Annotated in this window: 13 protein-coding genes and 1 tRNA gene; 7 read left to right on the top strand and 7 right to left on the bottom strand. The window is 44.6% G+C overall.

Going from position 1 to position 15210, the window contains the following annotated elements:
- Positions 1-229: 229 nt before the first annotated feature.
- Positions 230-955, bottom strand: coding sequence for a UDP-2,3-diacylglucosamine diphosphatase (gene lpxH, locus JN178_RS12450; RefSeq protein WP_202261848.1), 726 nt, complete (start codon positions 953-955; stop codon positions 230-232).
- 86 nt (positions 956-1041) lie between these two features.
- Complete coding sequence (locus JN178_RS12445; protein WP_202261847.1) at positions 1042-1536, bottom strand: peptidylprolyl isomerase; 495 nt, start codon at positions 1534-1536, stop codon at positions 1042-1044.
- A 175-nt stretch (positions 1537-1711) separates the two neighbouring features.
- On the opposite strand from JN178_RS12445, the gene cysS reads away from it, so the two are divergent.
- On the top strand, positions 1712-3094 hold the full coding sequence (gene cysS / locus JN178_RS12440; protein ID WP_202261846.1) for a cysteine--tRNA ligase: 1383 nt from the start codon (positions 1712-1714) through the stop codon (positions 3092-3094).
- A gap of 85 nt (positions 3095-3179) precedes the next feature.
- Here cysS and ctlX read toward each other — a convergent pair whose 3' ends face one another.
- Positions 3180-4154: a citrulline utilization hydrolase CtlX gene (gene ctlX, locus JN178_RS12435; RefSeq protein ID WP_202261845.1), complete on the bottom strand. Its 975-nt coding sequence runs from the start codon at positions 4152-4154 to the stop codon at positions 3180-3182.
- 194 nt (positions 4155-4348) lie between these two features.
- Between ctlX and JN178_RS12430 the strand changes: the two genes are divergently transcribed.
- The gene (locus JN178_RS12430) at positions 4349-4783 is read left to right on the top strand and encodes an Lrp/AsnC family transcriptional regulator (RefSeq protein ID WP_202261844.1); all 435 of its coding nucleotides are present in this window, start codon (positions 4349-4351) and stop codon (positions 4781-4783) included.
- A gap of 5 nt (positions 4784-4788) precedes the next feature.
- Here the strand turns inward: JN178_RS12430 and JN178_RS12425 are convergent, their stop codons facing one another.
- The 3 genes from JN178_RS12425 to gloB all read right to left on the bottom strand — a co-directional run bounded on the left by JN178_RS12425 (position 4789) and on the right by gloB (position 8377).
- The gene (locus tag JN178_RS12425) at positions 4789-5823 is read right to left on the bottom strand and encodes an ion transporter (protein WP_202261843.1); all 1035 of its coding nucleotides are present in this window, start codon (positions 5821-5823) and stop codon (positions 4789-4791) included.
- A 33-nt stretch (positions 5824-5856) separates the two neighbouring features.
- Complete coding sequence (locus JN178_RS12420) at positions 5857-7521, bottom strand: lytic transglycosylase (RefSeq protein WP_202261842.1); 1665 nt, start codon at positions 7519-7521, stop codon at positions 5857-5859.
- Positions 7522-7585: 64 nt separating this feature from the next.
- Positions 7586-8377 (bottom strand): hydroxyacylglutathione hydrolase, encoded by a 792-nt coding sequence (gloB, locus tag JN178_RS12415; RefSeq protein WP_202261841.1) that lies wholly within the window; start codon positions 8375-8377, stop codon positions 7586-7588.
- Positions 8378-8462: 85 nt separating this feature from the next.
- On the opposite strand from gloB, the gene JN178_RS12410 reads away from it, so the two are divergent.
- On the top strand, positions 8463-9242 hold the full coding sequence (locus JN178_RS12410; protein WP_202266056.1) for a class I SAM-dependent methyltransferase: 780 nt from the start codon (positions 8463-8465) through the stop codon (positions 9240-9242).
- Positions 9243-9366: 124 nt separating this feature from the next.
- On the opposite strand, the gene metG is transcribed toward JN178_RS12410, so the two are convergent.
- The gene (metG, locus tag JN178_RS12405) at positions 9367-11394 is read right to left on the bottom strand and encodes a methionine--tRNA ligase (protein WP_202261840.1); all 2028 of its coding nucleotides are present in this window, start codon (positions 11392-11394) and stop codon (positions 9367-9369) included.
- 108 nt (positions 11395-11502) lie between these two features.
- Here metG and apbC point away from each other — a divergent pair, with 108 nt between their 5' ends.
- The 4 genes from apbC (at position 11503) to JN178_RS12385 (ending at position 15064) form a co-directional block, all read left to right on the top strand.
- Positions 11503-12612 (top strand): iron-sulfur cluster carrier protein ApbC, encoded by a 1110-nt coding sequence (apbC, locus tag JN178_RS12400; RefSeq protein WP_202261839.1) that lies wholly within the window; start codon positions 11503-11505, stop codon positions 12610-12612.
- 132 nt (positions 12613-12744) lie between these two features.
- Complete coding sequence (dcd, locus tag JN178_RS12395) at positions 12745-13338, top strand: dCTP deaminase (protein WP_159626125.1); 594 nt, start codon at positions 12745-12747, stop codon at positions 13336-13338.
- Positions 13339-13435: 97 nt separating this feature from the next.
- Positions 13436-14872 carry an SLC13 family permease gene (locus JN178_RS12390; RefSeq protein ID WP_202261838.1) on the top strand — a complete coding sequence of 479 codons (1437 nt, stop codon included), beginning with the start codon at positions 13436-13438 and terminating at the stop codon, positions 14870-14872.
- 115 nt (positions 14873-14987) lie between these two features.
- A tRNA-Pro gene (locus JN178_RS12385) sits at positions 14988-15064 on the top strand.
- Positions 15065-15210 lie beyond the last annotated feature (146 nt).

The following is a 15210-nucleotide window of genomic DNA, read 5'->3' as shown; positions in this document are numbered from 1 at the left end:
CAACTACAAAACGACAAAGAGCGTAGGGAGATGTGGTGACACTTCTTTGACAGATATATTGCTAAACTGTCACAAATGTCACATAAGTGTAAAACTATAACGTGTTTTTATTGATTGCCTGTTCAATAAAGCTAGTAAATTAAGGACTTAGCGTTATGGTGAGTGATAGGACGAACACATTCAATTGTCATAAAAAAGTGGTCTAACCTGTTGTAAGTGTCAGATTTTCTTACGTAAAATTGTGATGTTGTAACATAACTTCTGAGGGAGTGACCTTCAATACACTGCCTTGATCATACCAATCGCCTAATACAATACGAGACGCAGGCTTTCCATTGGCCGTGAGTGAATGAATATTTGGACGGTGAGTATGTCCGTGGATCATGCGCTGAACCCCCCATTTTTCCATTACTTTAATTACTTCTTCTGGCGTAACATCCATAATCTCAGGCTTGAGGTTCTTTTGGTTGGCTTTACTTTCGGCGCGCCCATTATCGGCAACACGTTGTCGATACCATAAAGGTAGGGCTAGCATTAATCTAGGCCACCACCAACCACGGGACTTCTTGCGAAACTTTTGATAGGCCACATCTTTTGTGCACAATTCGTCACCGTGAGTAAGTAGTGTAGGCGTGCCATAAAGGTCTATAACTTCTTGCTCATTAAGTAACGTCATGCCTGCTTTATTCAGCCATGTTTCGCGTATCGCAAAATCGCGGTTACCGTGAATAAAGTAGATAGGGCAGTGGGCACTTACCTTCTTAAATGCAGCTGCAATTTCGGTGTTAAACGGTGTAACGTTGTCGTCTCCAATCCATACTTCAAATAAATCACCCAGTACATAAAGTGCGTCACCATTAATGGCATCTTCACGTAAAAAACGCATTAAGCATTCGGTTATATCCGGGCGGTCAGCACTTAAATGTAAATCGGCGATAAAGTAGGTAAACGACATAGAAATTCTTTAACTGATCAGATTTTACTAAAGACGAAAAAGCCGTATCCATTGATACGGCTTGTATACTACGTATGGGCAGTGAATTATTCAGATACTGTTGCAGATTCGATTACAACAGGTTCTACCGGTACGTCTTGATGATAACCGTGGTTGCCAGTCTTCACTGCTTTAATTTTTTCTACAACGTCCATGCCTTCTACTACTTTACCAAATGCACAGTAGCCCCATCCGTTAACACTCTTGCTTGAATGGTTTAGGAAGTCGTTGTTATTTACGTTAATAAAGAACTGTGCCGTCGCTGAATGTGGGTCTTGCGTACGTGCCATTGCAATAGTACCTACTTCATTAGCAACACCGTTGTCTGCTTCATTTTCAATAGGTGCTTTAGTGTCTTTTTGATCCATGTCAGGGGTGAAACCGCCACCTTGGATCATGAAGTTATTGATAACGCGATGGAAAATAGTGTTATCGAAAAAGCCGTCTTCTACATAAGAGATAAAGTTAGCCACTGTTTTAGGCGCTTTATCTTCGAATAGCTCAAGTTTGATGTCACCAAAGTTTGTTTTTAGTGTAACCATTTTGGTTTGTCCTGTGTGTAAATGTAAAAGTGTGCGTAATAGTATCGTAAAAAGTACTGTAAAGAGTAGCGCAAAAGCGAACATAGGGGTAAAAGGCTTGCCATTTGCAATACCATTTATATACCGACAGTGCTAAACTTTGCGCCCCAAAACGACATATACAGGAAATATAGACATGCTACATCTTTACAATACCCGAACCCGTGAAAAAGCGAAGTTTGTTCCGCTTGAAGAAGGGAAAGTGGGTTTGTATGTGTGTGGTATCACCGTATATGACGTGTGTCACATGGGTCATGCAAGAACGTATTTAAGCTTCGATACGCTAGTGCGTTACATGCGCCACTTAGGGCTTGACGTTAAATACGTACGAAACATTACTGATATTGACGACAAAATTATTGCGCGTGCCAATGAAAATGGTGAGAGCTTTGAAGCATTAACTAAGCGCACCATTGCAATGATGCACGAAGACTTTGCAGCCATTAACTTGCTGGAGCCCGATGTTGAGCCAACAGTGAGTGGCCATATGGATGAAATTATCGCGGTTATTGAGCGTTTGGTTGATAAAGGCTATGCGTACCAAGCAAAAAGCGGCGATGTGCTTTTCGATGTAAGTAAGTTTGATGATTACGGAAAGTTGAGCAAGCAAGACCTTGAACAGTTAAATGCTGGCGCGCGCGTTGAAGTTGCTGCAGGCAAAGATGATCCATTAGATTTCGTATTGTGGAAATCGACGAAACCAGGTGAACCCGCGTGGGCATCACCATGGGGAGAAGGCCGTCCTGGCTGGCATATCGAATGTTCTGCGATGAATCACAAGCATTTGGGCGCGCACTTCGATATTCACGGTGGAGGTTCTGACCTTATCTTCCCACACCATGAAAATGAAGTTGCACAGTCATGCTGCGCGTATGACACGCCGTACGTGAACGTGTGGATGCACACAGGCATGGTGCAAGTTAACGACGAGAAAATGTCAAAGTCGTTAGGTAACTTTTTTACATTAAGAGATGTGTTAAAAGAGCATGACTCAGAAACGTTGCGTTTCTTTTTGATGTCTGCACACTATCGCAGTCAGTTAAGTTACTCGCAAGACAACATTACGCAGGCGAAAGCTGCCCTAGAACGCTTGTATACGGCATTGCGTGGCGTAGACATTGATGACACGACTGATTTGTCTTATGGCGGTTATTTAGCCCGCTTCGAGGCGGCAATGAATGATGACCTGAACGTGCCAGAAGCCTTTTCAGTGTTGTTTGAAGTGGCCCGTGAGCTTAATCGTCAGAAAGATAACCAGAGTGAAGCTGGCAAGTTGGCTGCTGTATTAAAAGGCTTGGGTGCAATTTTGGGCATGCTACAAAGCGACCCTGATGCGTTCTTGAAAGGCGGTGAAGGTAACGACGACGAAGTGGCAGAAATTGAAGCGCTTATCAAGCAGCGCAACGATGCACGTGCGGCAAAAGATTGGGCTGCTGCTGACGCTGCGCGTGATGCGCTAACAGCGAAAGGCGTTGTATTAGAAGACGGCCCAAGCGGAACAACGTGGCGAAAAGCGTAGCAATAGTTGTTGTATTTTGAGTCGAGAAAGCCCACTTATTGTGGGCTTTCTTATTTTATACTTTAAAGTTATTGGTTTACGATGTTCACACATTGCAATTAGTGCGGTACGGGCGTTTATGTTGAAGGTGAATGCCAGCCACCATGCAACGAACAGAGCCTCCTCCCATTTCAATAGTAGGAACAGCGATGGGGAGTAGAGTAAGAGCACCAGGTAGTAATGCTAATTGCGCTTCATTCAATGAATCGAAAGCAGTTTTTGACAGAAGTAATAAGCGTTTTCCACTGCTATTCAAAAGTTCTAAGCAATTTCCTGCAAAACTATTCACTTGTTCTTCGCTGATATCGATAACTATTTTACCTGTCTTCTTAAGCGTTGAAAGCACCATATGTTTGTCGTTTTTTTCTATCATGCTGGTAGCAACAATGGCAAAGTCGCTGCCCACACACATTATTACGTTGGTGTGGTAAACAGCCGTACCCAAAGTATCAAACGCTTTAAAACATATGGGCGTTAAGCCAATGGCTTCACAAGCCAATGTTACAGCTGTTTTATTGGCGCGCTGGGAGAGGCAAGCATAGGCTAGCGCGTTTACGTGATCGATAACCATCGCCCCTGTGCCCTCAACAATGTGTCCGTCTTTTTCAAGAAAAGACAAATCTATAGCTTGCTGCACGTTGTAGTGCTGATGCAGATAACTGACAATATCGTCACGACGCTCTGCTCTGCGGTTTTCACAGTGCATTGGATACGTAATTAATAAACCATTGGGGTGAGTGCTAAGCCAGTTATTCGGAAATACCGAATCAGGCGTATTTTTTTCTTCGCTATCAAAAACCTCTACGTTTATACCATTTCTACGTAAGGTGCTTACCATGTCGTCAAATTCTCGCTTCGCATCTTTTGAAATTTTCGACGTGTTCGCATTCACTATATCAAGAGGCGCCTGAAAGCTATTGTCTTTAGCCGTTTGCTCGTTGGGGCGGAAGGCGTTAGGGCGCACCATTAGTACAGTGTTCGGTATAATTGACTTGGTAGATACGGCGTAATTGGTTTGCATAAATTTCTAATGGCCTTAATAACTTGTCTACTACATAGCTTGGCTATTTTATGCTTTGAAGTACGATTTCAGCCATGGTCAACGTGTTACAATCTGATATTTAAGTTGAGCATATTGTACAAATTGAATTACATTGTGCGTAGTTTATGGTTCTGTATTGTTAAGCATGTGTTTTCCATAGTGTGAGGTTAGTCGTGTTTGTTGATTTGGACGCAAAAGATAGAGAGCTACTTGATATATTAAAACGGGATGCTCGTACGCCTGTGACGGTGCTTGCTGAAGTATTATCTCTTTCGCGAAATACAGTACAAAAACGTATAGACAGGTTAGTTAATACGGGCGTGATCGAAGCATTCACAGTGCGTGTTAACGAGCAGTTGCAGCCTGACAAAATAAAAGCACTAATGTCGGTCGAACTAGAAGGGCTAAGCACCACTAAGCTCATTAGCAAGTTAAGAACGTTAGATGGTGTAGAGCGTTTTCACACCACAAATGGCAATTGGGATGTGTTAATTGTAATTACCGCCGAAAGCCTGGCACACCTAGATAGTATTCTAAAACAAGTGCGTGACACTGGCGGCGTGTTAAACAGTGAAACCAGTATTATTCTGTCTACCACACAGAGATAGGCTACCTAATTAATATCAGGCTTATCTGTTGGAATTGCTGATTCTTTCTGCATAAGATGCGATTTCCAGCGCTGTTGGGCGACATGAGCTTTGACCAATTCCAAGCATTCATTCACCACGCTCAGCACTTCTTTATCTAGTGCATCTGCAGAAGGGGTGTAGTCACGCATACCCACTGAAATAAAGTGATCAATGCGTTCTGAGTCTAAATCGCTGAGTAAATTGACTAACGATGATGTCACTATGTCCGTTACCGATTCTTCTAAGGTGTTTTCAATAGTTCGCCCAATCACAGGAAGATAATTCAGCGTCGACACCTGTGCATTCGCACGTACCGCTTTGCCAACACTTTTTCTAACATGCTCTCTAATAGCTTCGCCATGCTCATCACTGCTTATCGAGTTGCCTAAGTGATTAACGACGCCCGCAAGCCACTGTGTAATAACAGGGCGTCGTGGGGCGAGTACCTGTTCATTAATATCGTCTAGCAGAGGAGAGCCTGCTGAGATATCTTTTTGTGCATCGCTTAATACTTTCACTACAATCCGATCACTCAGTTCTTCTACAAAAACATCGGCGTAGAAGGCGAAAAAGCGAAAAATCGCGGTTTGGTTAAGGTCGATAATCTTAAACTTATGCAGGCGATGCAGTATCGAAAATATACGTAGGAAACGAAATAGTCGGGTGGCACCTGTAGGTATTAGGCCGATAATGTCGTACCAGTGTAAGAACGGAAAAAAATACCAGCGCAGGTGCTCTTTTCGTACGATGGCCACTATCCATCTGAAGCAAAACTCAGTGAAGAAAATGCCTATGAATACTAGGTCTACTAGCAGGAAATTGTGGTGAATGGGATCGTATGCGCTAATGAGGGCAGGGAAGTAAACTCCCAGCTGGCTATAAACAAAATCAGTGGCATACAGAGAATCAAAGATGAGCCATGCTAAGTTGACAAAAAGCACACCTAGCATGACTAAATCTAAAATTAACCAAGGGGTTTCATGGCTGTTGCGCAAATTTGCTCGGTTAATTTTTAGCATGTCCGTATCCAGTTTTAACGTTATGGTTGGCGTTTAGCCTGAAGAGTTTAAACGTGTTACATCAACGTAGAGCTTAAGCTTTTGACCCGGTTGTAAGTAACGCTTTGCATTCAAGCCATTCCACTTACTAATATCGGCGACCTTAATATTGAACTTGCTCGCAATGCGTGACAGTGAATCTCCGTTTCGAACGGTATAAGTTAACTGCTTTGTAATACCACCGTCAGATTTTCCTTCAAGCCATACTACCAGTGTTTTGCCCGGGTGCAGCATGTCACCTGGCGCCATGCCGTTCCATTTGGCCAGTTGCTTCGTACCGACTTTATACTTACGCGCAATATCCCAAAGCGTATCACCTGATTGAACCGTATGACGAACCTTTTGTTTTGACGATGAGCTATTTTGCAAGCTTGCCAAGCGTTGCTCTTGAGATAAAGAGTAGCTATCAAGTTCTTGCAGAGCCACAGGCACCATAATGGCTTGCCCAACACGGATCATCGAGCCATCGAGTTCATTGACTTGCTTAATCACCTTAACCGTGGTGTGGTATTGCTTTGCGATTTTTATAAGGCTATCGCCGGATTTCACAGTGTGACGAACCCAATTGAGACGTTCTTTTTGGTCTATTTTGGCAAGTGCCTGAGAGAACGCGTCAGCCTTATCAAGGGGCAGCACAAGACGGTGAGGGCCTTCTGGTGAGGTAGCCCAGCGGTTAAAACCAGGGTTCAAACCGTGAAGTTCTTTTAGCGAAAGGCCCGCTAGGTCAGCCGCAAATGCTAAGTCGACTTGTGAACCAATATCCACAACTTTAATAACGGCAACATTTTCAACTTCGGGCCATGCAAAAGCATATTCTTCTTTGTGCTTTAAAATATCGGCAAGCGCGAGCAACTTAGGAACGTAAGCGCGAGTTTCTCTTGGAAGGCTTAAGTTCCAAAAGTCAGTAGGCTTACCGGCACGCTTATTACTTTTAATCGCGCGCATAACTCGGCCTTCACCACTGTTATAGGCCGCTAAGGCATGTAACCAGTCGCCGTCAAACATCTTGTTAAGATAAGTGAGATAGTCAAGGGCACCTTGCGTAGATGCAATTACATCGCGTCTACCGTCATACCACCAGGTTTGATCCATACCAAAGCGCTTGCCTGTTGCGGGGACAAACTGCCACATACCTGCGGCTCGACCATGTGAATAGGCAAATGGATCGAATGCGCTTTCTACAATGGGTAGCAGTACCAACTCCATTGGCATGTCGCGTTTTTCAATTTCTTCAACAATGTAGTACAAAAATGGCTTGGCGCGTTTTACTACACGAGACATATATTCAGGGTGTTTCAAATACCACTTTTTCTGTGCTGTGACGCGAGCATCATCGGGAATAGTAAGTGCGAACTTTGCACTGGCACGCTCCCATACGTCTGTGATCACCACTTCAGTGATTATCTCGGGAGTTTCAGTGGCATCAGCCACGTCTTCTAATACGTCGTCGTTTGGATGGACGACATCAATAACGCCATCGCGTGCAACTTCACAATCGGCAATTGCATCTTCGGTGGTGTGGAGGACCGAACAGGCTTCTAGCGCCGCTTTTTCGTTGCTTTCTAATTGTGCGTTTTCAGCGTCATTGTTAGTTAGCTGACAACCCGTTAAACCTAACGCCAACAACAAAGGCGAAAGCGGAAAAAACTTCAACTGCATAAATGAAGAAACCTCTTGGAGCACTGCAAACCTGCCATATTACGGCAACTAGCTTGCTTTTGCATCAAAACTCATCTTTCCAGCGACGAACTGCAGCAAATACGGCAACATCATCAGCTAGGCTATTTTCGCAATACGCTTCGGCTGCTGTTTTTACAGAAAGTTCATGAGAACGCAAAAAAGGATTAATGGCCTTTTGTTCTTTAAGCGTTGAAGGAAGTGTGGGTTTGTTCTTATCTCGGGTAGCTTGTACCCACTGGGCATAATTCACAAGTGCGCTATTATCTGGCTCTACCGCAAGCGCAAAACTCACGTTAGCTTGCGTGTATTCATGCGTGCAATACACCTTTGTGTTATCAGGAAGGCGTTTTAATTTATTGAGCGAATGCAGCATTTGTTCTGGCGAGCCTTCAAATAACCTGCCGCAGCCCGCTGAAAACAGCGTGTCGCCACAAAATACAAGGCCGTGACCAAAAAAGGCAATATGATCTAATGTATGCCCTGGGACTTCCATTACCTGTAGCGCCATTTTTAGCACCGGTAAAGTGACGGTATCACCCTGTGAAACCGACTTGGTTAAGCCGCGAATATGCCCGCCTCTTGGACCAATAACGGGGAGTTCTGGGTGTGCCGACACCAATTTGGCAATACCGCCAGTGTGGTCTCGATGATGGTGAGTAATAAGCACCGCAGACAGTGTTAACCCATTGGCTTTTACATATTCTAGCACTGGCTGTGCATCGCCCGGGTCAACCACCACAGCATTTGATTTATTGTGTATACACCAAATGTAATTGTCGGTAAAAGCGGGAATGGGGTGAATTGTTAAACCTGACGGTAAGGTGTCTTGGGTCATGATGTACCTGCTTGTGTAGGTAGAATTATGCGTTACTATAGGAGCTTGTGAACAGCAGAGCAACAAAAGAGCGCGCTAAGTGATTATCAAATCGGCGTTTAAAGCCAAGCCTTTGCGCTACCCAAATAGCTGGGAAGATTTTCCAGCAGGGGAGCATATACAACACGCCGTTAGCGCGGTGTGTAATGATTATGCTGAGCGCATTTTCGGGTATCACTTTGCCAAACTAGGTACGTTAAGCTCTGCCATTACGTTAGATAGAAGCCCCATCCGTCATCATATTAATCACGTCCCTACCTTGCCTGCGGATAAGGCTGGCATATCATTACATTCTAACCTCGTTGTGGGGCAGTCTCATTGCCTGCCATTTTCTGAGAACAGTATTGATGGCTTTTTGTTAGCAAATGAGTTGGATTTTGCGCAAGATCCGCACGAAATATTGCGTGAAGTTGATAGAGTTATTACCCATAGTGGCTATGTCATTATCAGCGGATTTAACCCACTTAGTTTGGCCGGAATCGCAAAATTCTTACCGGTAAAAAGAGGCAATGTGTTGCACGATGCGCGTTTTTTTACCAGCTATCGAATAAAAGATTGGTTGCAGTTGTTGGGCTTTGAAATTGTAGAGCAGCGGCAAGTACTGTTTTCGACCCTATTTTTTCAGCAAAAATGGAAAGGTGCAGCAAAGTTACAGCAATACCTGTCTTCTTACCTTCCTTGGTGCAGTGCGGTTTACGTGATATTAGCGAAAAAACGTGTGTTTCCGATGACTGCTATCAAGCCTAAGCGAAAACTCAAGCCACAGTTCTCGGCCGTCGGCGCTAGCGCTCGAACATCTGCACTAAGTCGGTATAGTAGTGAGTAGGCAAGCAATAATGAACGTGGCTAAATGCCGACTGAAATGCGAATTACTCACTGAAGTATACAAAAAAGCCATGATAGGTTTCCCTGTCATGGCTTTTGCATTTTTTGCACTAATGATATGCGTGTTACTTAACGCGCATACCAGGCTTAGCACCTTCATGCGGCTCTAAAATATAAAGTTCATCACCACCAGGACCGGCGGCTAGTACCATACCTTCACTCATGCCGAAACGCATTTTACGTGGCGCAAGGTTTGCTACCATTACGGTGTGTTTATCGATAAGTGCTTCAGGCGAGTAGGCCGACTTGATACCAGCAAAAACTTGCTTGGTTTCGCCGCCTAAATCTAGCTCTAGGCGTAAAAGCTTGTCAGCTTTCTCTACATGTTCAGCCTTAGCAATACGCGCAATACGTAAATCTACCTTGGCGAACTCGTCAAACGAGATAGTGTCGCTGATAGGATCTTTTGCAAGCGGGCTATCTGGGTCGATTGCCGGTGCAGCTGGCGCTAGGCTTTCTTTTGAATCTTCAACCATGGCGTCGATTTTCTCCATTTCTACACGCTGCATCATTGGCTTAAATTTGTTGATGGCGTGGCCTTTTAATAGGGTTTGCAGTGAATTCCAGTCGAACGTGTCATTTAAGAATTCTTCAGCTTTTACTGCTAGCACAGGAAGTACTGGCTTTAAGTAAATAACCAATAGACGGAACATGTTGATACCTAGCGAGCACACATCGTGCGTGAACTGCTGTTTAGTTTCGTCTTTAATAGTTACCCAAGGTGCGTTGTTGTCGATAAACTGGTTGGCTTTATCAGCAAGGGCCATAATTTCGCGCACAGCTTGGTGATACTTACGTTTCTCAAAAAGTGCAGCAATGCTGTCTGACGCATTTTGGAACTCAGCAATAAGCTCTGGCTCAATCACGTTGTCTGATAGCTTGCCGTCGAAACGCTTGGTAATAAAGCTTGCACAGCGGCTAGCGATGTTTACTACTTTACCCACTAGGTCTGAATTCACCTTTTGAGCAAAGTCAGTAAAGTTAAGGTCGATATCTGTAACACCATCACTTAACTTAGACGCGAAGTAGTAGCGTAGGTATTCTGGGTTCAGGTGGTCTAGGTAAGTTCGGCCCTTGATAAACGTACCGCGAGACTTAGACATTTTCGCGCCATTTACCGTTACAAAACCGTGAATGTTTACGCCAGTCGGCTTACGGTATCCCGCACCTTCTAGCATCGCAGGCCAAAATAGGCAGTGGAAATACGTAATGTCTTTACCAATAAAGTGGTAAAGCTCAGCGTCTGAGTCTGCTTTCCAGAAATCGTCGAATTCTAGGTTGTTTTGATCGCAGAAATTTTTGAAACTTGCCATGTAGCCAACAGGTGCATCTACCCACACGTAGAAAAACTTGTTAGGAGCACCTGGAATTTCAAAACCGAAATACGGCGCGTCACGGCTGATGTCCCACTGCTGAAGACCTTCAGTGAACCACTCTTGTAACTTGTTTGCCATTTCTTCTTGAAGAGCGCCAGAACGGATCCATTCTTTTAGCATGCCTTCAAACTTTGGCAGGTCGAAGAAGAAGTGCTCAGACTCTTTAAGTACCGGGGTTGCACCAGATACAACGCTGCGCGGGTTCTTTACTTCTGTTGGGCTGTAGGTTGCGCCGCACACATCACAGCTGTCGCCGTTTTGGTCTTCTGCGCCACAACTTGGGCATGTGCCTTTTACGAAACGATCCGGCAGGAACATTTCTTTTTCAGGGTCGAAAAGCTGATTGATGGTGCGCTTACTGATGTAACCGGCGTTGTCTAAACGCGTGTAAATTTCTTCACACAGCGCTTTGTTTTCAGGTGAATGGGTTACATAGTAGTTGTCGTAATCAACGTGAAAATCAACAAGGTCTTGGTGATGTTCAGCGCGGGTTCTTGCCACCATTTCTTCTGGTGTAATGCCAAGCTCTTGAGCTTTAAGCATAACCGGAGTGCCGTGTGCATCATCGGCGCAAACACTGTAACATTCGTTTCCGCGAAGGCGCTGAAAACGAGTCCAGATGTCGGTTTGAATATGTTCTAGCAAATGCCCTAAATGAATAGAGCCATTTGCGTATGGCAACGCACTGGTTACCAGAATTCGGCGTTTTTCTGACATAATGACGTTATTGATTCTTTGCGTTTCAAAATGGGTGCAAATACTAGCGGAAAACCGCGTTTTTTGCATTACGTAATTCACACAATTGTACTACTAGTAAGGCTTTTTATGTTCTTTTCTCGCAAAGCAGAGCCGGTAACGCACAAAGTTGCTGCTATTTTGGCCACGTATTTTTCGCTCGATGTGGAAGATACCTTGCCTTGGTGTGCTTTTAGCCAGCCTGAAAACGAAGATGCGGGTGTGACGGTAACCTTACCGTTTTGTATCGCCACGCAATTACAAGTGCTTAAAGAAGAAGTCATTAAACAACTTAAAGGTAAGCTTGATGATGCCACGCTTAGCTTTAAACAACATATTGCCAGCGGTGAAACTGAGGTTGCGCCCGTTACCAATATTAAAAATATTATTGCCATTGCCTCAGGCAAAGGTGGGGTAGGTAAGTCTACTACTAGTATTAATCTTGCATTTGCACTTATGCAGGAAGGCGCCAAAGTGGGTATTTTAGATGCCGATATTTACGGGCCCTCTGTTCCTATCATGTTGGGTAACCCTGACGCACACCCTGAAAGTGAAGACAACAAGCACATGCAGCCACTAAATGCGCATGGCTTGGTGGCGAACTCCATTGGTTATTTAGTGCCACAAGAAGATGCAGCAGTATGGCGTGGACCTATGGCGAGTAGGGCGCTTAAACAGCTATTAGACGAAACCTTATGGCCAGTGCTCGACTACCTCATTGTAGATATGCCGCCAGGGACAGGTGATATCCAGTTAACTATGGCACAGCAGGTGCCGTTAACTGCGTCAATTGTGGTGACTACGCCGCAAGATTTAGCGCTCGCCGACGCGCAAAAAGGTATAAGCATGTTTGAAAAGGTCAATGTGCCTGTGCTTGGCCTAATCGAGAACATGAGCTATTACCAGTGCAGAGCCTGCGGTACAAAAGACTATGTGTTTGCTAAAGATGGTGGTGAGGCGCTTGCCGAACGTCATGGCTTACCGCTTTTAGGTCAACTGCCTCTTGATATTCATATACGCGAGCATGGCGATGCCGGTACGCCGTTATTGGTGGAAACACCTGATAGTCCGCTGAGCGAAAGCTATCGAGAGGCTGCCCGCGCCCTTTCTATGCAATTAGCGTTGTCGGTTGCTCCTCGAAAAGGGGGTGTTAGCCATATCAAAGGAGAGCCCATTGGAATTGTTGGAAAGTCTGATTGATGCTTTGCACTGATAAATAGTTAACCACTTCGCCATAAATAGGGTGAAAAGCGCATAAAACCTTGCGTTGCACAGTTGATTGGGACTAACGACATACGCATAATAGCGGCCTACAAAATAGAGGAATACACCATGCGTTTGTGCGATCGCGACATTTATCAATATTTACAAGACGGCAAAATCAATATCGACCCAGCTCCAAGTTATGACCAAATAAGCGGTGTTACGGTAGATATTCGTCTTGGTAACAAGTTTCGCGTGTTTGAAGACCACCAAGCGCCGTTTATCGACCTAAGTGGACCAAAGGCACAAGTGCAAGAGGCCCTTGACCATGTAATGAGCGATGAAATTGAACTGGAAGAGGGTAAAGCATTTTTCTTACACCCTGGTGAGCTTGCTCTGGCAATCACGCACGAATCAGTAACGCTGCCAGATAACATTGTTGGCTGGTTAGATGGACGTTCGTCTCTTGCGCGCCTTGGCCTTATGGTACACGTTACCGCGCACCGAATCGATCCAGGTTGGTCTGGCAACATCGTATTGGAATTTTACAACAGCGGTAAACTACCTTTAGCACTTCGCCCAAAAATGAAAATTGGAGCACTGAGCTTTGAGGTGTTATCGGCACCAGCTGAAAAACCCTACAACGCTCGTGTAGATGCTAAATACAAAGGCCAAGCTGGCGCAGTAGCCAGCCGTATTTCATCGGATGACGAGAACAAATAAATTTCCAATTGCCTAGTGCGTTTTCCCTTCATTACTGGTAGAAAATATAAGTTAAAACAATAACAACTTATAAACGCTATCAGTAAAGGGAAGCGCGATGCAATCTCACTCTCAAACGCATGCGGCTATGCCAAGCAAGCCACCAACACGCAAAAACAGCATTATTCTTTTCGCGTTTATTGTGTCGGTATTAAGTGGCCTAGGGCTTTGGGCTGTAGGACAACCCAGCGACATATTTTTTACCGCATCCATAACACTATTTGTTGCCATTTTGTGGGTAACCGAAGCACTCCCTATACCCGCTACCTCACTTTTACCTTTTGCATTATTTCCCTTGTTCGGTGTGCTGTCGCACAGTGAAGCTGCGTCGTCGTTAGGTAGCCATGTCATTATTTTACTTATGGCCGCCTTTATGTTGTCGAAAGCGTTAGAAAGGGCCAATTTGCACAAGCGATTCGCCATATACATGCTGCGGTTAACAGGGAGTGGAAGCCCCCTTAAGCTTGTGCTTGGCTTTATGTTAACTACCGCTGTTCTAAGTATGTGGATTAGCAATACCGCCACAATACTCATGATGTTACCTATGGCAATTGCCATTATTAATGCCGTAGATAACCCTCGATTTGGTGTTGCACTTATTCTTGGCATTGCGTATTCAGCAAGTTTAGGAGGCGTTGGCACACCTATAGGCACACCACCCAACATTATCTTTATGAGTGTTTATGAAGAAACGCAAGGTGTTGAATACAGCTTTATAGAATGGATGAAAACGGGCGTACCTATCGTCATGATCGGCGTGCCGATAATGGCACTTTGGCTTGCCCGTGGTATTAAAGAAGTCGGTAATATTAATTTACCTGTACCTGGGGTGTGGAGCGTGGCTGAAAAGCGCGTATTGATGATTTTTGGTACTGTGGCAATGGCATGGATATTCCGCCCATTTTGGACCGCGTGGATTGGCGTGACTACCATTAGTGACAGTACTATTGCTGTGGCCGGCGTTGCAGCAATGTTTTTGACTAATAGCGGTAATGATAACGGCCAAGTTGATGCCAAGGGCAACAACGACAAGCTCCTTGATTGGAAGACAGCCAATGATATTCCATGGGGCATGCTTTTGCTATTTGCTGGCGGTATATGCATTGCGAAAGCTTTCACTGCGTCGGGCTTAAGTGTATTAATGGGTACATGGCTAACAGGCCTTTCGACACTTCCTGTGATATTACTTGTGTTGGGTATTTGCTTGTTTGTTACTTTCTTAACTGAAATTACGTCGAACACCGCAACATCAACACTATTAATGCCTATTTTGGCTGCGGCAGGCTTGGCAGTAGGCGTAGATCCTAAACTGCTAATGATACCCGCGGCAATCAGTGCCAGCTGTGCTTTCATGTTACCCGTCGCAACAGCGCCGAATGCTATAGCCTATTCAACAGAAAAGTTTGATATAAAAACCATGGCGAGAGAAGGCATTGTACTGAATGTATTGGTAGCGTTGGTGGTTACAAGTGTGTGTTATTTAACGTTAACGTAGTAAAAGAGCCGGTAAAACTTTAAGAACTGGTTAGCAATTAAGCGCTTAAGTAAGCTAATTGCTAATTCTCGTTGCAAAGTGAATAAATTTAAGTAGACTTACTCGCTCTTTCGGTCGGTGTGTAGCGCAGCCTGGTAGCGCACTGTCATGGGGTGTCAGGGGTCGGAGGTTCAAATCCTCTCACACCGACCAATTCCTCATCCCATAAAATCAAATGTTTATGTCCATTCTTCGAATAGTCCATGCAACTTTGCACGCAGAGTTATTGTAAATTACCAACACCAACCCAACACATAATTTCGGCTCTTTTACAGTTAGCAAAGCTGTCTTTCTTAATT

The sequence above is a fragment of the Alteromonas sp. KC3 genome, assembly GCF_016756315.1.
Classification (GTDB): Bacteria; Pseudomonadota; Gammaproteobacteria; order Enterobacterales; family Alteromonadaceae; genus Alteromonas.
Note: the sequence above shows the minus strand (reverse complement) of the source record. Positions and strands in the feature narration are given on the sequence as shown.

Coding starts and splice junctions, on each gene's coding strand:
- lpxH (WP_202261848.1), bottom strand. CDS start 955: ATGTCGTTTACCTACTTTATCGCCGATTTACATTTAAGTGCTGACCGC.
- JN178_RS12445 (WP_202261847.1), bottom strand. CDS start 1,536: ATGGTTACACTAAAAACAAACTTTGGTGACATCAAACTTGAGCTATTC.
- cysS (WP_202261846.1), top strand. CDS start 1,712: ATGCTACATCTTTACAATACCCGAACCCGTGAAAAAGCGAAGTTTGTT.
- ctlX (WP_202261845.1), bottom strand. CDS start 4,154: ATGCAAACCAATTACGCCGTATCTACCAAGTCAATTATACCGAACACT.
- JN178_RS12425 (WP_202261843.1), bottom strand. CDS start 5,823: ATGCTAAAAATTAACCGAGCAAATTTGCGCAACAGCCATGAAACCCCT.
- JN178_RS12420 (WP_202261842.1), bottom strand. CDS start 7,521: ATGCAGTTGAAGTTTTTTCCGCTTTCGCCTTTGTTGTTGGCGTTAGGT.
- gloB (WP_202261841.1), bottom strand. CDS start 8,377: ATGACCCAAGACACCTTACCGTCAGGTTTAACAATTCACCCCATTCCC.
- metG (WP_202261840.1), bottom strand. CDS start 11,394: ATGTCAGAAAAACGCCGAATTCTGGTAACCAGTGCGTTGCCATACGCA.
- apbC (WP_202261839.1), top strand. CDS start 11,503: ATGTTCTTTTCTCGCAAAGCAGAGCCGGTAACGCACAAAGTTGCTGCT.
- dcd (WP_159626125.1), top strand. CDS start 12,745: ATGCGTTTGTGCGATCGCGACATTTATCAATATTTACAAGACGGCAAA.
- JN178_RS12390 (WP_202261838.1), top strand. CDS start 13,436: ATGCAATCTCACTCTCAAACGCATGCGGCTATGCCAAGCAAGCCACCA.